Here is a 17,546-nt window from a genome sequence, read left to right as displayed (position 1 = left end):
TCTCTTTTCCATTTTATTTCATTTTCGGTTTTTGAATCTAAATATTTCTATTTTTGCTTACTTAATAAAATATTTTATGAAGGATAAGCACAAAAGCAGTCGCCGTGATTTTTTAAAGATTGCAGCCATGAGTTCGGCTGCAATAGGACTAGGTTCCATTGGAAATCTTTTTGCTAATCAGACGGATAATTCGATTGGAAATCAATCTCTGCAAACAGGTATCATAAATGATAAAAAACCGGGAAAATCTGTCATGGGTTTATCCTGCGAACCTATTGAAACAGTGCGCATTGCTATTATTGGCATTGGAATGCGCGGTATCGAAGCCGTGCATCGTTATACACAGATTGAAGGTGCCAGTATTCGCGTCATTTGCGATGTACGTGCTCAATTACTCAAAGAAGCTAACTCATATTTACGCAAAGCAGGATTACCTGAAGCAGCTGAATACTCAGGCGATGATGACTGGATGAAGGTTTGCCAGAGAGATGACATTGATTTAATATATAATTGTACACCCTGGAACTTACATACTCCAATTGCAGTATATGCCATGAAACACGGCAAACATGTAGCCCTTGAAGTTCCAGCAGCGGTCACCATTGATGAATGCTGGCAGTTGGTAAACACTGCTGAAGAAACACGGCGTCATTGCATGATGCTTGAAAACTGCTGTTATGATTTCTTCGAACTTGCCACGCTTAATATGGCCCGACAGGGCCTTTTCGGTGAAATTTTATATGCTGAAGGAGCATATATACACGATTTGCGAGCACTTAAATTTCTCGATGAGGCTGAAGGAGGATATTATAACCACTGGCGGCTTGAATTCAGTAAAAAACACAACGGAAACCTCTACCCCACTCATGGTCTTGGACCAATTGCACAAATCATGGGCATTAACCGGGGCGATAGATTTGATTATTTAACATCCATGTCGACAAAGCAAACGGGTCTGAGTCTTTTTGCCGGAGAAAAATATGGTCAGGATTCACCTGAGGCACGTGAAACATACTTGCTGGGCGATATGAATACAACTCTTATACAAACAGTTAAAGGTCGTAATCTCCTGATACAACACGATACAACAAGTCCTAGGCCATATAGCCGTCTGCATCTTATTAGCGGAACAAAAGGATTGGCCAGAAAATATCCGCAGCAAGCCATTGCACTTGAACCCAACGCTCACAAGTTTCTTCAATCCAATGAACTTGATACTCTTCTGTCAGAATATGAACACCCGTTAGCCAGACAAATCGGTGAAAAAGCGCGCCAGGTGGGTGGTCATGGTGGTATGGATTTTATCATGGATTACCGCCTTATTTATTGTTTGCGTAATGGCCTCCCTCTTGATCAGGATGTTTATGATGCCGCTACTTGGTCCTCAATTGTTCAGCTGAGTGAAATGTCGGTCAATAACAGAAGCCAGCTTATAGAAGTGCCTGATTTTACCAAAGGAGCCTGGGAAAAGGCTACCCCATGGCCAATTGTCAGCATCGGTTAATTTTTATTTTTGGGGTTTTGATTCATCCTGAATTTCCTGCCCAATTGATTGGGTTATAATTTCGAATGTTGTTCAGGTTGCCTGTATTTATCGGTATTATAACTCACAAAATATCCCTAACAATAGGTATTTTCAACTGAAAATTCTTGTATCATCTTTGTAGTAAACCTGCAGATATGAATCGGAAAAAAGATAAAAGTCAGTTTAAGTACTGTTTTTTACTGATAATAATATTCATCATTTCTTCGTGCGAAGTAGTAGATGAACTTAAAACAGAAAGCACCACTGAAAAAACAATCAGAATTTTTACAGAAGGAGGTGTATGGAATGTTGATACACTGGTTGCCAAAACAGATGTGCTGAGTGGAGGTATTAGCACAATTACCAGTGATTCAATAAGTGTAAAATCCGGTACAATTGAATTTCAAAAACCGAATCAGACTTTGCCTGGCTATGGTGCTGGCTTTATGATTCACCGTTATTCAAAAAACGGAATAAATTATACAGATACAGCTGCCTGGGTTCCATATAATTTCAATTCAGGCAGCGATGGAACAATTACTCTTTTCTTTTCACTTCCTTACCACGATTTTGTTGTAGGTGCCTATGATATGTACCTGAAGCTGGATGTGCTGGATGACAAGAAAATTATTATTTCGGGATGGCGCCGCGAAACTATTCCGGGAGGTTCGGGTGGAAGTTATGGTACATACAAAAGATACTACCTTACCAGATGAACATCATCTGCTTAATCAGGGCTTATAGCCAACTGTTTGAGAAACAATTACATGTTGCTCAGGCTTTAATTGCATGATTTGATGTAAATTTTCGCGATCGATGTAAGCTCTTACAACGGTATTGAGTCCTTCTGAAGCACAGTACAGATAAATGTTCTGAGAAATAAATCCGGCATCAATGGCTGAATAAAATTCCTTTTCTTTTTCTTCTGCCTTCTCCATCCGGCTGTAATCTGATACCAAAACCAAATTTACAGGGGCTGTAGCTACAAAATCCTGTTTACCGGCCATCGCCCGGTAATCACCCTCCTTTACTAATGATAGCTTATGATTGGCTTCGTTGTAAAGATAAATACCACTTTGCATCAAAACATATAACTGTACATCCTGAAAGTTCATGGATGATGGAGCTGTGCGTTTTCCTGATTCCTGCCTGTTAATGCCACAAGCTGCCCAAAGCAGTCCTGATAAATGTTCTTCAGATAATTGTCTGCTGTCAAACTCGCGATGACTGCTTCGCTCCATTAAGGCTGTCATCAATGGTTTTCCCGAATGAATATCAGGTTTTTTCAAGGGTATTTCCTTGAGGGTTTGAGCGTATAATCCACCTGAAATAAACAAGGCAGACATCAAACCATATAATGCTTTGTTTTTCATCTTGATGTGTATTAATAAAAAGTCATGCAAAAACAGGAAAATGAAAAATAAACCAACAAACTATTCTGTAAATTCAGGCTTTATTTTTACGCCATCATATTTTTTCTCAATACCATTTTGATAGCTGATAACCAGAAAAGTTGTTCCATCCTGATTATATTGAATCCAATCGCCGGTTTTCATGCCATTGATAAATTCGCCTTCGTCCTTTTTTTTGCCATCAGGCCAATACCAAATATGACGTCCATTGGGATTGTCATCAATAAAAGATCCCTGAAAAGCCAACTTGCCATCATCATAAAAATATTTCCATTCTCCGTTTCTCATGCCTCCGCGGTAGGTTCCTTCTTCCCTGTGATCACCAAGCTGATACTTCCATAATCCTTCTTCAAGTCCGTCAACATATTCGCCCTGAATAATGACTTTTCCGTTTTCATCGTATTCGGCAAACAAACCTTCTGATTGTCCGTTTAAAAATGATTCTTCGCGCAACAGCGTATTGTTGTCATAATACCACACCCAGTTTCCGTCGGCATTACCCTGATTATTGTAGTTGCCTTCCTGTTCCAGATTTCCGTTCTGGTGAAAATATTTCCATTTTCCTATTTTTTTTCCTTGTCTGTAGTTTCCTTCCGAACGAAGCTGCCCATCTTCATAATACTCTTTCCAGGGACCATCTTTAATCCCTTCATCGTCAATTATGCCCTCTGCGATAATTTTTCCATTACGATATGTGTATGAGTCTGTTACTTGTCCGTTTTCGTTATATTCACGTCTGATTCCTTCGGGAACATTTCCTTTATAACTAGCTACTGTTTTTACTTTTCCATCAGGATAATAATCTGTTTTAACATCAAGTCTTGCAAGTTCAGGTACTTCTTCCTGCTTTACATCATTCACAAATTTTGAGATGTCAGTTAATATCCCTTTATCGTCATATTCTTTAAAATATCCATTTCGTTTATCATCACGGTAAGTACCTTCTGTTTTTACTTTACCATCAGCATAAAAAAACTTCCACGTTCCTTGTTTCAAACCATTTTTATCACGGCGGTTGATATTTTCACGATCAATGATAAAACCTCTTCGGTATTCGATAAGCGTTACAACAGTACCATCCTGTGCGAATTCGCGGGCAAATCCATTTTCAAGTCCGTTTTCAAAATTGATCGAACGCATTATTTTACCATCAGGATAATAGTAAATGGTTAATCCTTGTTTTACATCGTTTGAAAAATTTTCTTCAACTACTTCATTTTCACGGATGGTACGGCGAATTCCTTCTTTTTTACCATTCAGGTAATTAATCTGAAGGGTGGTTTTGCCATTCTCATCATAAAAAGTCCAGGTGCTGTCCAGCTCAAAATTTTTGCGATTTCCTTCAGCCTTTAATGTACCGTTTTCCCAATAGGTTTTCCAATACCCATCAGGCTTTCCATCGCGCATAGTTCCTTCGCTTGATAGTTTACCGTTTGCAAAATAAAAGCTATTATATCCATTGGGATTGACAGCATTTTCCTGGGCTTTAATGAACAAAGCCAAAAGAAGGAACAAAATAGTAAAAGCAAATTTTCGCATTGTGTAAAGTTAAATATTTCATCTGGAACTAATCTGATTATTTAATCAGGTTAGCCGCTTTGCTAATTTCGAGCATCCTCAAAATCGGAAGCCTTGCTTTTTCAATTATTTCGCGGTTCAACAAAATTTCAGGCGTTTCATTTTGAAGACAATCGTACAACTTTTGTACCGTATTCATTTTCATAAAAGGACAATCATTGCATGAACAGGTTTCATCAGAAGGCACAACAATAAACTCCTTTTCAGGCGAATACTTTTGCATTTGGTGAATGATTCCTGTTTCAGTAGCCACAATATACCTTTGATTCTTATCACTTTTTGTAAACTCAAGCATGGCAGCAGTTGATCCTACAAAATCAGCCAATGCAAGCACAGGTCCTCTGCACTCGGGATGTGCAATAAGCCTGGCATCTGGATTCTCTATCTTAAGTTGAATCACTTTTTCATCACTCAGCTGATTATGCACATGGCAACTACCATCCCAAAGAACCATATTGCGGTTTAATTTGCTGTTGATATATGCTCCAAGATTTTTATCAGGCGCAAAAATCAGTTTTTCATCAGCAGCAAATGAGTTAACAATCATTTGAGCATTGCTGGATGTACAAATTACGTCTGACATGGTTTTAATGGCAGCAGAGCAATTTATATATGAAATCACCTTATGCCCCGGGTAGGCATCAATAAAGTCTCTGAAGGCAGCTGGAGGGCAACTGTCGGCCAATGAACATCCGGCTTGAAGATCGGGCAACAAAACTTTTTTGTCAGGACTGAGAATTTTTGCAGTTTCAGCCATAAAATGTACACCTGCAAATACGATAATATCAGCGTTGGTTTCCGAAGCTTTTTGTGATAATTGCAAACTATCGCCCACAAAATCGGCCAAATCCTGAATTTCGGGTACCTGATAATAATGTGCAAGTATTATCGCATTCTTTTCTTTTTGCAATCTTTTAATGCCTTCCAAAAGTTCAGCCTGTGCAGGCTCATTTTTTTTTGAAGTTATGAGGGTTTCCATCTTCCGGTTTTTATTAATAAAATATTATTTAAATAATCATTATTATTATTAGGGCTGTTAGTTGTGTTGGCAACTTGTTCAATTTTTTTCTTGTTTTTTTCACTATGAGCAGTTTGTTAAAAGTTTATGAACAATCAGAAAACAAGTGAGGTATTGGTTTTCAATTTATTGTGTCTTTATTAACAATTGGTTCATTAATGTTAATCAACTGTTCATTTGCATTGATAAACATCAAAAAAGTGGTTAATCAATTGTTGATTGTTTGTAATAAATACCGCTCAAATGTGAATATCAACAAGCGTACTGAAGTTTTTGACTGTTTCATGAAATGTTTTCAGAAAATTGTAACAAAATTAATCCACAATTAACAAAATAATGTTAACAAAATCTAAAAATCTGATAACGAAACAACTGTATCTTTATCAAGGATTTTGGCATTTCATAAGTCACTAATTTTAAAAGAACTTCGTTGAGAAGCCTGATTAAAGATTAATTTTGTCAAAAAAATTATTAACAATGTGGGATAAGTCGCAAACTTTGGCACTGGCAAGTGATCATGCCGGTTTTGAACTCAAACAATTTTTAATTAAAGTTTTAACATCTGAAGGTTTTTTACTTCACGATTTCGGAACATTCTCAACAGAAAGTGTTGATTATCCGGATTATGCACACAAACTTGGTAAAGCAGTCAATGAAAACGTCTATCAGCGTGGCATAGTGATATGCGGTAGCGGAAATGGCGTAAACATGGTTGTTAACAAATATCCCGGTGTAAGAGCTGCTCTTTGCTGGAACAGTGAACAGGCTGAGCTTACGCGGAGACACAACGATGCAAATATACTTTCTTTACCGGGACGTTTTATCGATTTTGATGATGCAATTAAAGCGGTGAAACTTTTTCTGCATACTGACTTTGAAGGAGGAAGACACCAGTTGAGAGTGGATAAAATATCGAACCTGCTATAATGAAGGCATGACTGAAATTTATAATAAGTTTAAGAAAGACGCTGAATCAAAAGCACTGAATACTGAGCATAGAAAAAAAATTGCCTTCAATATCAGTCGTTATGATGATGCTGTTAAACGAGGTAAGCTCCAGTTTGCAAATCTGGAATTGGCCCGGCAACGTGCTGCTCACCTGAAGTATAAGGTTATTAATGATCTGGATAAATATCTGATAGAATTTGAAAGTAATTTTGAAAAAAATGGCGGGAAAGTAATTTGGGCGCTTGATTGTAATGAGGCTCTTAAAGAAATAGGAGAAATTGTTAAAAAACATGAAGCTGTTTCTGTTGTAAAATCCAAATCAATGGTTTCAGAAGAGCTTGATTTAAATAATTTTCTTGAAAGTATTGGTGTTGAATCACTTGAAACAGACCTTGGCGAGTATATTGTACAACTGGCAGGTGAACATCCGTATCACATTGTAACTCCTGCGATGCATAAATCGAAGGAAGATGTAGCTAAATTATTTCAGGAAAAATTCGGATTGAAGCCCAATAGTACACCACAGGAAATTACTGCTTTTGTTAGAAATAAATTGAGGACAAAGTTTTTTAATGCTGATATCGGGATTACAGGAGCTAATTTTATTTTGGCCGATACTGGTTCTGTTTGCTTAACCGAAAATGAAGGAAATGGTCTGCTGAGTGTAAGTTTTCCAAAAGTTCATATTGTCATTGTCGGTATTGAAAAAGTAATTCCATCAATTAAAAATCTGAATCTTTTCTGGCCTTTATTGGCAACGCACGGTACAGGTCAAAATATTTCTGCCTACAATAGTATTCTGAGCGGTCCGCGTAAAGAGGGTGAATCTGACGGACCTGAAGAAATGTATGTGATTTTACTTGATAATGGACGGTCGGAAGTATTGGCACAAAAACACCAGCGCCGTGCTTTAAGTTGTATACGTTGTGGTGCTTGTCTCAATACTTGTCCTGTTTACAAAACTATTGGAGGTCATGCATATGGAACCACTTATACGGGTCCAATTGGCTCAGTTATTTCTCCATGGTTAAAAGGGTTGAATGATTATAAACATCTCAGTTTCTCTTCTTCGTTGTGTGGCAGTTGTACTGAAGTTTGTCCTGTTAAGATTAACCTGCATGAATTATTGCTTTTTAACCGACGTGATAGTGTTAAGGCTGGTTATTATACTGTATTTGAGCGTTTATCCATGATCGGCTGGAAAAATATAATGCTTAACCGGAAGTGGATGGATACCGGCAGCGCAAGTTTGAAAAATACGTTGTTAAATGTTGCTTTTGCTAAATCATGGGGACCAAGAAGAAAATTACCTCAGATAAGTGAACGTAATTTTAAACAGTTGTGGGAAGAGCGAAGAGAAGGAAAAATTAAGTGATTTTATGCAATTAATGATTAAGACCTGTGAATACTTACAGGCCTTATTTGTTTAATCAAAAATGAGTCAGTATTTGTGTGGTAAAAGGCTTTTAATTAGAATTTTCCGATGGTTTGTCTGATTTCAGCTGTATAACTTCCTCCAAAAAGAATAGCATGTACCAGTAAAGGATAAAGTTGAAAAATAGATGTTCGATTTTTCCATCCGGGCTCTAAAGGGAAAAAAGCATTGTATGATTCATAAAAATCAGCTGAAAACCCACCGAATAACCTGGTCATAGCTATATCCATTTCACGATGACCAAAATATACAGCTGGGTCAAAAATGCAGGGCAAACCTTGTTTTCCTGTTAAATAATTACCGCTCCATAAATCTCCATGCAACAGGGCTGGTTTTTCCAGCGGTATGATTTCTGGCAGGTAATTAAATAAACTGTGAAATTTTCTTGAATCGGTCATATTTAATTTCCCCTGATCAACCGCAATTTTCAGCAAAGGAAGCAATCTTTCATTTATCATGAAATCAAGCCATGTACCGTGTTGATTGTTTGATTGTGAAATAGTTCCGATATAATTATGGTGGTCTAGTCCAAATGTTTCGGACGAATGTGTATGCAAAGCGGCAAGTTGTTGGCCAAAAATGGCATAAAAATCCTGTTGAGGTTTGCCACTTTCTACAAATTCTTCCAGAATAAAAGTAAACCTTCCGGTTTCTGTTGTAAGGAAAACATGTGGAACATCAATGCATAAAGTCTTTTTTAAAATATCAAGTCCTTTTGCTTCAGCGGAAAACATGTTTGGATACCGGCCCGCTATATTATATTTCAGAAAGTACTTTCCTGAGGGGGTCAGGATACTAAAAGCCTCATGAATTGAACCACCCGATAATGGATTTACTTCAATAATTCTAGAATCTGTAGAAATTTCAGCAGACAACCATTTTTCAATAAATTGTTTGATTTCATCAGGAAACATAAATTCAAATCAGAAGGTAAAAGAGCGGTCGGATGAAATGCCTTTTCTGAAAAGTCTTTCAAAGATGAGTAGCAAGGTTAATGCAATAAAAATAATAAACACTGAAGATGAGCTTTTTACAAAAGACAACACTTTGCTGAATCCATCAAAAATACCCAGGCTTGCATTTAGCAAATCGCGCAGTTGTTCAGGGGTTGAAAGAAAACTAATTTTTAGAAACGGCCATTGTGCAAACAGCATGAAAACAGCCAGCAATACAGTTACTCCAATGGCAATATAAGCCCATAGCATCTGTCGGCGGTATTCAGGAGTGTATTCAAAGGGTTCAACCCCTGAATATATTTGTTGCATAATACCTGCATTGAAACCTTCAGGTGCTTTCTCCAACGGAAGGTTTCCTATCAGATCAAAAAGCAGTTTGTCATTCAGGTCTTCGATATGGTTATCAGATTTCATGGCTACAAAATTAGTAAACAAAATTAAGACAGCATGGGCTGCATATTCGATTGCATTTGCATGTAAAGTTTCTTTCTGATTCTGTGAAGTTTAACTTTTACATTCGTGTCAGAGAGTCCGGTAATGGAAGCAATTTCTTCAATGCTTTGATGGTTGTGATAGAACAAATTTATCAGCAATTGTTCATCAGAAGCAAGTGTTTTAATAGCGATTTGAAGCATTCTTGACTGCTCTTCTTCATTCAGTTGACCGATATTTTCTTTTATTTCATCGGTACTGTAGTTTTCAATCATTTTATCGTCAATGGCCGTGGTGGTCAGTTGTTTCTTTCGGGTTCTTGAAATTGCTGTATTGTAGGCAATTCTGAACAGCCAGGTAGTAAATTTGGCCTCCCGTTTAAATGAAGGTAATGCATGAAAAGCTTTAAGAAAGGTATCCTGAGCGGCTTCTTCAGCTTCTTCACGGTTACGTATTATTTTTATTACAACAGTATAAACCAGGTCTTTATACCGGTCAACAATCAAGGAGTATGCGCCCGTATTTCCATCGAGCACCTGCTGTATTAAATGATTATCGTCCGGTTGATTCATTTGTTGGTTAGACGTCAGGTTTATGTATGGGTTACAATAATGGCATTAAGAACTTAAAAATAATCGCCTCATGCTAAATTACAGCAGATTAGATTAAATTCAAAGTATAATTGTAACCTCTTATTTATGGTAGCGTCAAAAAGGCAGCGAACACAAAGAACAACCTTAAAATTTTATAATTATGAATGAGTTCCTGATTCCAGCTACCATTTTTGCAACTATTTATGGTATTGTTTATCTGCTTATCCGCAGAAAAGAGAGAATGGCACTTTTAGATCGTGGCCTTGATCCTACTTCTTTTGAGAAAAAATCAAACGATTTTTCATCTCTAAAGTATGGTTTGCTTTTTACCGGCGTGGGTTTAGGATTATTGCTGGCAAATATTCTGGTTTCTACCGGGGCAATGGAACGAGAAGCCGCTTATTTTTCACTGGTTTCCCTTTTCGGAGGTATTGCTTTGATTCTTGATTATATTCTTGAAATCAGAATAAGCAAAAATCAGAAAGCAAAAGAAATATCTGAAGAAGCCGATTTAAAATAATGGCCTTAAAAGCGATAAGATTCAATGACGTTGTATTGCGGGCCTTCACGCTGTAAAATGCTCTCATACAAATCAAATCCTTCAATCGCCTGTTTTTGAAGGTTAAGGTCTCTGAAACAATCCATCAGTTGCTGAAAATGATTTTTGTCCCTTATCTCTCTGATTCTTCCAACGGTGAGATGAGGGACAAAATTTTGCCGGTCGCCCAGTATGCCAACCTCTTCAAGTTGAAATGAAACCTGTTTTACCAGCTTCATCAGCATGGGATTTTCATCAATTCCAAACCAAATAACTTTGGGATTGTATCGACTTCCGAAAATACCTGTTTTTGCAATTTGAAGTTCAAAAGGTGATATGCCCTCGCAAGCTTTTGACAGTGCTTCCTGAAGTGCAGGAATTTCATCGGGGATAGTTTCGCCAATGAATTTCAGGGTTATATGCACATTCTGAATATCAACCCACTTAATAATGTTGTGATCCAGTGCCTGTTTAAGGTGAGTATAGGTATCTGTAAACTGCTCGTCAGGATAGAACCTTATGGCAGCAAACAAACGCTTGTTATCCATTGTATGCTATTTTTTGCGCTGCAAAGATGCGAAGAAATGAAAAATAATTGTTTGAAATCAGGAAATTTTTATACTTTTGCAATCCCGATTCTGGCAAATGTAGCTGTTTCGTGAACTGGGGCGTTAGCTCAGTTGGCTAGAGCGTTAGACTGGCAGTCTAAAGGTCAGGGGTTCGACTCCCCTACGCTCCACAAATCCCTGTAAACCTGTAGTTTACGGGGATTTTTTATTATTGGCTTTTACTATCTGTGTTGTTAAAAAAAGGTCTGTAAACACCTGTTTACAGACCTTTTTTTCATGTGTAGTATTTAAAAAAGACTTTGTAATGCCAATTATAACTGGCATGTATTTAATTGTTTACAAAATCTTTGGGATTGACGGATTACTGTTTTTTTTCAGTTTCGTCGTCATTTTTTCCCATTTCATCCTTAAAATCGCGGATACCTTTACCCAATCCTTTCATTAGTTCAGGTATTTTTTTACCTCCAAAGAGGAGTAAAACGATTACTAGGATAATTATAATCTGCCAGGGTCCTACAATACCCAGAATGATGCCTGATATCATGTGATTTGTTTTTATTGAATACAAAGTTAGTAATTACATGAAAGCAATTCAGGATTTGGTTTCTTTATTTTGATTTCAAAATCCAGGATTCGGGATTTTGAATATTCTTTCCTTCCCAAAGTTCAAAATGAAGTTTCGTTTTGCCGTTTTCATCACTTTGAATAACACCTATTTTTTGCTTTGTCTTTACTTTATCTCCTTTTTTTACAAATAGTTGACCAAGGTTTGAATAAACCGTTAAAAACTCACCATGCCTTACAATTACAACGTTATTGTAGTTGGGAAGCGTCATGGTGGAGGTTACTTCTCCGTCAAAAACCGACCTGGCTGTTTCACCTGCAGATGTAGAGATATCAATGCCATTATTCCTTGTTTTTATTCCTTTTAAAACCGGATGTGGATGCTCTCCAAAGGTTGAAGAAATAATACCTTTCTCTGTTGGCCATGGCAAACGGCCTTTATTACCGGTAAAACTTGAAGTAAGTTGTATTTCTGATGGTGTTAAACCGAATTTGTTTTCAGGTGCAGGTTTAACTCCAGCTTTTTTAGCTGCTTCGCTTGCTTTTCTTATCTCTTCGGCTATCAGGTCTTCTATGGCTTTCTGTAATTTGCGCGCTGCTTTTTCACTTTCTCTGAGCTTTTTAAGCAAATCTTTCTCTTTTTGCGATAGATTTTTGACTGTGCGATCCTGATCATTTTTTTCAACCGTTAATTTCTTCTTTTCGCTTTCTTCCATTTGTTTTAGCGAAAGTTTATCGTTTTTCTGCTTTTCAAGTAAGGTTATTTTCTGATTTAGGATAAGCTGGTTTTCTTTAATTATTCTTACCTGATTTTGGCGGTAACTGCTGTATTGCTGAAAATATTTCAGGCGTTGATAGGCCTGATTGAAATCATCAGCGGCAAAAATAAACATCAATCTGGAGTAAGCATTCCGGTTTTTGCTGGCATAGTAAATCATGCGGGCATATTCCCCTTTTAACCGCTTGATGGTTTGCGTTAAATGAGCAATGGTATCGTTGGTTTGGTTTATCTGATTTTCCAGATTGTTTATTTCATTGCTGATGACAGAAATTAATTCTTGTCGCTTACTTATCTGCTTATTAAGTAATACCAACTGATTTAAAGATGCCTGCTTGCTTTTTTTTGTTTCTGAGATAAGTTTGTTGGTGTAATTGATTTCCTCTTCAATTTTGGCTTTTTTCTGCTGCAGCTGGGCTTTACTGTTTTGAGCTGCAGCATTTGGCGAAACAAGCATCCCAAGAATAGCAATAGCAATACAAGACAAAAGTTTGATTAAACTATGTAATCTGAAACTGTGGTTTGTCATTTTATTTTTTCTTAGAACTTGTCTACTCTGGTGTACTTTTCAGGAATTCGGAAAGGAAACTGAAGACTATCGGTAATGTTTATTTTACTGTAATCGACTTTGATAATATTCTTGTTTTCAGATGTTTCTAAATCAAAAAGAAGATTAACAGGAACAAGCTGATTACCAATACTTTCATATTGATATCGACCTTCTAGTTTTCGTCCTTCCTGCGTGAGTTCGCGAATCATAACCCGGTTTATTTTAAAGGTTTCAGGACTCAGCCATATATTTTGTAACGGGATATTAATTTCCTGATTGTTACGCACATATTTCTTAAGTTTTCTCCGGTTGGTGGTTACAAGTTTATATTCCTGATTATCAATTTGGGCTTTAAACGAAGTATTTTCGTAAAATGAGAAGTCGTTTCCGGTAAGAAATGACTGAAGCATATCAAAATCAAGCGTGCTGTTAATCAATGTATTAATGTAATTAAAGTCGCTGATAAAATAGTTATTATTGATTCGGTTCATATATTTTACCGAATCATTCGTAATGAGCAGCCTGGCCATTTCAATGCCTAAAACAGGAGAAATAGATATCCAGATAAGGCTGTCTTTATAAATTCTGATTTGTCCGCTGAACGAAGTTTCATTTTTATTCTGATAGAAAGATGTGGCAAACCGCGATGAAAAGAAAGTATACTTTAATTCATTTGATTTGAGATTATCAAACAGGTAATCAGCGCCTTGTTCCTTTAACGGTTCTTTTATTGTCTTGCGCACTGAACTGCATGATGCAAGCGATAGGGCAAAAACTGAAAGGAGTATAAATTTCAATACCTTAACTCCTGTAAGTGGTTTATTCATAGAGTTTTCCGTCTTTAATTTTTGATTCAAGTAATGTGGATCCTTCGCCTGTTTCCTGTGCTTTTTTCCACCAAATAATGGCATCAGATATCCGGTTCAGGCGGAATAGAATATCTCCGTAATGTTCATACTCCACTCCGCCACTTTTTTCATTTAGCTGAAGTGCTTTTTCAATGTATATCAGCGCCTGATTATAGTTGCCCTGTTTGAAAAATACCCAGGCATAAGTATCCAAAAATGTGGCATTATCCGGACTTAATTCATTGGCCCTTTTTGCCATTTTTGCTGCTTTTTCAAGGTCCTTGCCCTGAATTGACAAATAATATGCATAGTTATTGAGTACTGATGCATTATCAGGATTGAATTTTAAGGCTGACTCATAAGCGGCAAAAGACTCATTATCTTTTTCCAGTGCATGCCAGTTATCTCCAATCATGCTATAAAAATCAGACGAAAGTGCATTATTGTTTACAATGAATTTTACTCCGGTTGTTAATGATTGAATGGCTTTTTCATAATTTTTAAGCAGATAGTGTGCAATTCCGTTGAAGTAGTAAGGCATTGGTTGTACAGGAAACAAATCAATGGCAGTGCTGCTTTCCTGCGCCAGCTGGGAATAATTTTCGAGATAAGCATTTATTCTTAAAATATTTTCCCACACCTGATACTTTCCGGGGTCAAGCGTATTCACCTTTTTGAACAAGTCAAGTGCTTCTTCAAACTTTTCACTCATCAGCAGAAGTTCACCTCTTAAAATCAGTGCACGTGGTTCATTGGGATGCATTTCAACCAGAATACCCGACAATTCATTGATTTCATCTTCCAAACCAGCATATTCTTTAATTTGAGAATAATAGGTCATCATGATTTGTACTTTGGCATCAGCGTCGAGATATGGATTGTAGAAACCGGCTTTTAAATAGGCGGTGGCTTTTTGCAGTTCGCCTTGCTGTCGGTAAAAATCAGCAAGTGAAATATTGATATAGGGGTTTTCGGGGTCAACTTTTAAGATTTGTTCGTAAGTTAATAACGCCTTTTCTTTCATCCCCTGCAGCATATAAAATTCAGCCAGCATGGATAATATGCGGCTGTCATATGCATTGGCATCAGCTAATTTTTCAAGTTCTTCAAGCGCCTTTTTATCTTTACCTGTGGCAAGATAAATCTGATGTTTGCGCATGGACAGTTCTTCATTTATTCCTGATTTGGCTTCTAATTCATTATAAATTTTGAGGGCCTCCTGGGGTTTATCAAGTTGTAACCATATATTGGCAAGATCCATGGCGTACGATTTATTATCAGGATCGGCCTGTCTCAGATGTTCATATACTTTTATGGCATCATCAGGCTGGTTGTTATTGGCATAAAGACTGGCCAACGAAAGGCTGTACCATGTGTTGGCCGGGGCAAGTTCATAAGCTTTTTGGGCCGATAAAATGGATTTTTCAATTTCCTTTTGGTCAAAGTAAAGCATCGATAATTCGTACCAGGCTGCATCGTTTGCAGGGTCTTCTTCAGTGCATTGGGTAAAAAGAAGGATGGCTTTATCTATGTTGTCGGTGATTTTTGCTTTATTGGCCTCGAAAAACAATGCATTGGCTTTTTGTTTTTCCCTGAACATGCGAGTTTCTTCTTTTCCAATGACTGTTTCTCCTGAATCAGGAATTTCCTGAGCCAATAGATGTATTGGTATACAAAATGAAAGGAAAAATATGATTTGAACCGGTAATTTCATTAAAGGCAGATTTAGTTAATCTTTGAGAATTTTATCTGAATTATTTTTCAGAAAACAATGAATTACAGTGAATGCTACTTTTGTCCGGTATGACCAAATCCACCGGCCCCCCGTTCAGATTGGTTAAGCTCGGATACCTGTACCCATGTAGCTTTGGTGTGCTGCGCAATAATCATTTGTGCTATACGGTCGCCATTGTTTATGGTGAAAGGCTCCGAAGAGAGGTTTACAAGTATCACTTTAATTTCACCCCTGTAATCTGCGTCAATCGTTCCCGGCGAATTTAGAACTGTTATTCCCGATTTGGCAGCCAGTCCGCTGCGTGGTCTGATTTGAGCCTCATAGCCATTGGGAAGCTCTATAAATAATCCGGTAGGTATCAGCGTCCTCTCCAGTGATTTAATGGTAATGGGTTCGGAAAGGCAAGCTCTTATATCCATTCCGGCTGACGCTATGGTTTCGTAAGCAGGCAATGGATGAGATGAGTTATTTACAATGTTGATTTCCATAAATTCTTCAAAAATTAAATGAGCAGAAAAAATTCAGCAACAAAATTACTCATTATAAGGATTTGGCCGTCAGGCTTTCCTGATAACTGATAAAAACCGTTGTTTTTCAACACGGAAAATGTACATGATAAAGCCAGCCATCAGCAGGGTATTAATGGCATATTTTAGCCATGGATTCTGATTTGAAAGCATAACTGAAGCTACGAAAATAAGCGTGGCTATCAGGCTGTAAATGGCGGCCCTGGAGAGATGATAATCTACAGGATAATACTTTTGTCCAATAACGTATGAAAGTGCCATCATTGAGGCGTAACAGGCCAATGTGGCCCATGCTGCTCCCATGTAACCCATTGAAGGAATCAGTATAAAATTGAGGATGATTGTAATGCCTGCCCCCGCCAGTGAAATTAAGGCGCCCGTTTTAGTGTGGTCAGTTAGTTTAAACCAAACGCTCAGATTGTAAAAAATTCCTAAGCATAAGTTTGCAGCCAGTAGTATAGGAATTACTCCTGCTCCTTCTCTGAAATCCTTTCCAATAAAACGGATGACTATGTCTATGTATAGCATTATCCCCAAAAAGATGAGAAGACACACAATAATGAAGTAATGCATCATATCTGCATAGGTTTTTTTGGCATCTTTCTGGCCTGCCTGGTCGAAGAAGAAAGGTTCGGCTGCATACCGGTACGTCTGGATAAATAAAGTCATTAATATTGACACTTTATAGCATGCGCCGTAAATACCAAGTTGGGCCATGGCATCTACATGGGAAGGAAGCAGATATTTGAGAATCACTCGGTCAAAAGTTTCATTCACAATTCCTGCCATACCAAAAATCAATAAGGGCCAGCTGTATTTCAGCATCCTTTTTAACAGATTAAAATCGATTTTGAAGTTGATTCGAATAATTTCGGGAAGCAACATCGCAAATGTCAATACACTGGCAATGAGATTTGAAATAAAAATATATCCAACACCAATTGCCGGATTGTAAATTGTTTCAATAGCAGATGAAATGGAACTATTGGGAAAATGAGTCATTAAATAAGGGCAAAGAAGTATGAAAAACAGGTTAAAGCCTATATTGGCAGCAATGTTTACAATTTTTATAAATGCAAATCTAAGAGGCTTGTTTTTCAGCCTGAGGTTGGCATAAGGTATTGTGCTTATTGCGTCAGTCGCCAAAACCAAAGCAAACCACCGGATGTATTCCGTATGTTCACTGTAGCCCATCCTGAAGGAAATGGAAGGAGCGAATGCAAATGCCAGTATGAGAAAAAGTACCGAGGAGACAATTAGTGAAATGAGGGCAGTACTAAAAACATGAGACTTGTTTTGTTCACTTGATGAAAATCTGAAAAAAGCAGTTTCCATTCCGTAAGTCAAAATCACAAATAAAAAAGCCACATAAGCGTAGAATTCAGTAACAACGCCGTATTCAGAAGTAATGAAAGCTCTGGTATAAAGGGGAACAAGCAAATAGTTCAGCAATCTGCCAATGATGGTAGGAAGACCATAAACTGCTGTTTGGCCGGCAAGCTTTTTAAGTGGGTTCAATGTTTATAATAGCTTTAAGTTT

General features: G+C 37.4%; 18 protein-coding genes and 1 tRNA gene. 6 read left to right on the top strand and 13 right to left on the bottom strand.

Annotation, left to right across the window (positions count from 1 at the left end; genetic code table 11):
* The first annotated feature begins 76 nt into the window (after positions 1–76).
* Both H6541_14295 and H6541_14290 read left to right on the top strand, forming a co-directional pair.
* Positions 77–1,504, top strand: a complete 1,428-nt coding sequence (locus tag H6541_14295; GenBank protein ID MCB9016953.1) for a Gfo/Idh/MocA family oxidoreductase — start codon at positions 77–79, stop codon at positions 1,502–1,504.
* A gap of 176 nt (positions 1,505–1,680) precedes the next feature.
* Positions 1,681–2,241: a hypothetical protein gene (locus H6541_14290; GenBank protein ID MCB9016952.1), complete on the top strand. Its 561-nt coding sequence runs from the start codon at positions 1,681–1,683 to the stop codon at positions 2,239–2,241.
* 15 nt (positions 2,242–2,256) lie between these two features.
* On the opposite strand, the gene H6541_14285 is transcribed toward H6541_14290, so the two are convergent.
* From H6541_14285 to nadA, 3 genes are read right to left on the bottom strand one after another with little or no spacing between them, the layout of a single operon-like run.
* On the bottom strand, positions 2,257–2,898 hold the full coding sequence (locus tag H6541_14285) for a SagB/ThcOx family dehydrogenase (protein ID MCB9016951.1): 642 nt from the start codon (positions 2,896–2,898) through the stop codon (positions 2,257–2,259).
* A gap of 60 nt (positions 2,899–2,958) precedes the next feature.
* Positions 2,959–4,476, bottom strand: a complete 1,518-nt coding sequence (locus H6541_14280; protein ID MCB9016950.1) for a hypothetical protein — start codon at positions 4,474–4,476, stop codon at positions 2,959–2,961.
* 37 nt (positions 4,477–4,513) lie between these two features.
* Positions 4,514–5,494 (bottom strand): quinolinate synthase NadA, encoded by a 981-nt coding sequence (gene nadA / locus H6541_14275; protein MCB9016949.1) that lies wholly within the window; start codon positions 5,492–5,494, stop codon positions 4,514–4,516.
* A gap of 516 nt (positions 5,495–6,010) precedes the next feature.
* On the opposite strand from nadA, the gene rpiB reads away from it, so the two are divergent.
* A complete protein-coding gene (gene rpiB / locus H6541_14270; GenBank protein ID MCB9016948.1) occupies positions 6,011–6,460 on the top strand; it encodes a ribose 5-phosphate isomerase B in 450 nt (149 codons plus the stop codon).
* 7 nt (positions 6,461–6,467) lie between these two features.
* On the top strand, positions 6,468–7,856 hold the full coding sequence (locus tag H6541_14265; protein MCB9016947.1) for an iron-sulfur cluster-binding protein: 1,389 nt from the start codon (positions 6,468–6,470) through the stop codon (positions 7,854–7,856).
* A gap of 95 nt (positions 7,857–7,951) precedes the next feature.
* On the opposite strand, the gene H6541_14260 is transcribed toward H6541_14265, so the two are convergent.
* Genes H6541_14260 through H6541_14250 form a run of 3 tightly spaced genes read right to left on the bottom strand, consistent with a single transcriptional unit; the run spans position 7,952 to position 9,876 of the window.
* Positions 7,952–8,830: a fructosamine kinase family protein gene (locus tag H6541_14260; GenBank protein MCB9016946.1), complete on the bottom strand. Its 879-nt coding sequence runs from the start codon at positions 8,828–8,830 to the stop codon at positions 7,952–7,954.
* A gap of 9 nt (positions 8,831–8,839) precedes the next feature.
* Positions 8,840–9,286 (bottom strand): hypothetical protein, encoded by a 447-nt coding sequence (locus tag H6541_14255; GenBank protein MCB9016945.1) that lies wholly within the window; start codon positions 9,284–9,286, stop codon positions 8,840–8,842.
* Positions 9,287–9,309: 23 nt separating this feature from the next.
* Positions 9,310–9,876: an RNA polymerase sigma factor gene (locus H6541_14250; protein MCB9016944.1), complete on the bottom strand. Its 567-nt coding sequence runs from the start codon at positions 9,874–9,876 to the stop codon at positions 9,310–9,312.
* A 181-nt stretch (positions 9,877–10,057) separates the two neighbouring features.
* Between H6541_14250 and H6541_14245 the strand changes: the two genes are divergently transcribed.
* Positions 10,058–10,417, top strand: coding sequence for a hypothetical protein (locus tag H6541_14245; GenBank protein ID MCB9016943.1), 360 nt, complete (start codon positions 10,058–10,060; stop codon positions 10,415–10,417).
* A 5-nt stretch (positions 10,418–10,422) separates the two neighbouring features.
* Here H6541_14245 and thpR read toward each other — a convergent pair whose 3' ends face one another.
* The gene (gene thpR, locus H6541_14240) at positions 10,423–10,983 is read right to left on the bottom strand and encodes an RNA 2',3'-cyclic phosphodiesterase (GenBank protein MCB9016942.1); all 561 of its coding nucleotides are present in this window, start codon (positions 10,981–10,983) and stop codon (positions 10,423–10,425) included.
* 117 nt (positions 10,984–11,100) lie between these two features.
* Here thpR and H6541_14235 point away from each other — a divergent pair.
* Positions 11,101–11,174 (top strand) — tRNA-Ala (locus tag H6541_14235).
* A 191-nt stretch (positions 11,175–11,365) separates the two neighbouring features.
* On the opposite strand, the gene tatA is transcribed toward H6541_14235, so the two are convergent.
* From tatA to H6541_14205, 6 genes are all read right to left on the bottom strand, one after another.
* Entirely contained in the window at positions 11,366–11,548 is a 183-nt protein-coding gene (tatA, locus tag H6541_14230; protein ID MCB9016941.1) for a twin-arginine translocase TatA/TatE family subunit, read from the bottom strand.
* Positions 11,549–11,612: 64 nt separating this feature from the next.
* Positions 11,613–12,875 carry a peptidoglycan DD-metalloendopeptidase family protein gene (locus tag H6541_14225; GenBank protein ID MCB9016940.1) on the bottom strand — a complete coding sequence of 421 codons (1,263 nt, stop codon included), beginning with the start codon at positions 12,873–12,875 and terminating at the stop codon, positions 11,613–11,615.
* Positions 12,876–12,886: 11 nt separating this feature from the next.
* A complete protein-coding gene (locus tag H6541_14220; GenBank protein MCB9016939.1) occupies positions 12,887–13,723 on the bottom strand; it encodes a DUF4292 domain-containing protein in 837 nt (278 codons plus the stop codon).
* Positions 13,716–15,458, bottom strand: coding sequence for a tetratricopeptide repeat protein (locus H6541_14215; protein ID MCB9016938.1), 1,743 nt, complete (start codon positions 15,456–15,458; stop codon positions 13,716–13,718). Before H6541_14215 ends, H6541_14220 begins: the two co-directional genes overlap by 8 nt.
* 74 nt (positions 15,459–15,532) lie before the next feature.
* Complete coding sequence (gene dut, locus H6541_14210; GenBank protein MCB9016937.1) at positions 15,533–15,967, bottom strand: dUTP diphosphatase; 435 nt, start codon at positions 15,965–15,967, stop codon at positions 15,533–15,535.
* Between the two features lie 69 nt (positions 15,968–16,036).
* Complete coding sequence (locus H6541_14205) at positions 16,037–17,524, bottom strand: polysaccharide biosynthesis C-terminal domain-containing protein (GenBank protein MCB9016936.1); 1,488 nt, start codon at positions 17,522–17,524, stop codon at positions 16,037–16,039.
* Positions 17,525–17,546 lie beyond the last annotated feature (22 nt).

This window comes from Lentimicrobiaceae bacterium (assembly GCA_020636745.1).
Lineage (GTDB): Bacteria > Bacteroidota > Bacteroidia > Bacteroidales > Lentimicrobiaceae > Lentimicrobium.
The sequence above is the reverse complement of the archived record's forward strand: the minus strand, read 5'-3'. Positions and strand labels throughout refer to the sequence as shown.

What these genes read in the sequence shown, in the direction of transcription:
- H6541_14250 (MCB9016944.1), bottom strand. Translation starts at nt 9,876, where the DNA reads ATGAATCAACCGGACGATAATCATTTAATACAGCAGGTGCTCGATGGA.
- rpiB (MCB9016948.1), top strand. Translation starts at nt 6,011, where the DNA reads ATGTGGGATAAGTCGCAAACTTTGGCACTGGCAAGTGATCATGCCGGT.
- H6541_14295 (MCB9016953.1), top strand. Translation starts at nt 77, where the DNA reads ATGAAGGATAAGCACAAAAGCAGTCGCCGTGATTTTTTAAAGATTGCA.
- H6541_14255 (MCB9016945.1), bottom strand. Translation starts at nt 9,286, where the DNA reads ATGAAATCTGATAACCATATCGAAGACCTGAATGACAAACTGCTTTTT.
- H6541_14215 (MCB9016938.1), bottom strand. Translation starts at nt 15,458, where the DNA reads ATGAAATTACCGGTTCAAATCATATTTTTCCTTTCATTTTGTATACCA.
- H6541_14225 (MCB9016940.1), bottom strand. Translation starts at nt 12,875, where the DNA reads ATGACAAACCACAGTTTCAGATTACATAGTTTAATCAAACTTTTGTCT.
- H6541_14290 (MCB9016952.1), top strand. Translation starts at nt 1,681, where the DNA reads ATGAATCGGAAAAAAGATAAAAGTCAGTTTAAGTACTGTTTTTTACTG.
- H6541_14260 (MCB9016946.1), bottom strand. Translation starts at nt 8,830, where the DNA reads ATGTTTCCTGATGAAATCAAACAATTTATTGAAAAATGGTTGTCTGCT.
- H6541_14285 (MCB9016951.1), bottom strand. Translation starts at nt 2,898, where the DNA reads ATGAAAAACAAAGCATTATATGGTTTGATGTCTGCCTTGTTTATTTCA.
- thpR (MCB9016942.1), bottom strand. Translation starts at nt 10,983, where the DNA reads ATGGATAACAAGCGTTTGTTTGCTGCCATAAGGTTCTATCCTGACGAG.
- H6541_14245 (MCB9016943.1), top strand. Translation starts at nt 10,058, where the DNA reads ATGAATGAGTTCCTGATTCCAGCTACCATTTTTGCAACTATTTATGGT.
- dut (MCB9016937.1), bottom strand. Translation starts at nt 15,967, where the DNA reads ATGGAAATCAACATTGTAAATAACTCATCTCATCCATTGCCTGCTTAC.
- H6541_14220 (MCB9016939.1), bottom strand. Translation starts at nt 13,723, where the DNA reads ATGAATAAACCACTTACAGGAGTTAAGGTATTGAAATTTATACTCCTT.
- nadA (MCB9016949.1), bottom strand. Translation starts at nt 5,494, where the DNA reads ATGGAAACCCTCATAACTTCAAAAAAAAATGAGCCTGCACAGGCTGAA.
- H6541_14280 (MCB9016950.1), bottom strand. Translation starts at nt 4,476, where the DNA reads ATGCGAAAATTTGCTTTTACTATTTTGTTCCTTCTTTTGGCTTTGTTC.
- H6541_14265 (MCB9016947.1), top strand. Translation starts at nt 6,468, where the DNA reads ATGACTGAAATTTATAATAAGTTTAAGAAAGACGCTGAATCAAAAGCA.
- tatA (MCB9016941.1), bottom strand. Translation starts at nt 11,548, where the DNA reads ATGATATCAGGCATCATTCTGGGTATTGTAGGACCCTGGCAGATTATA.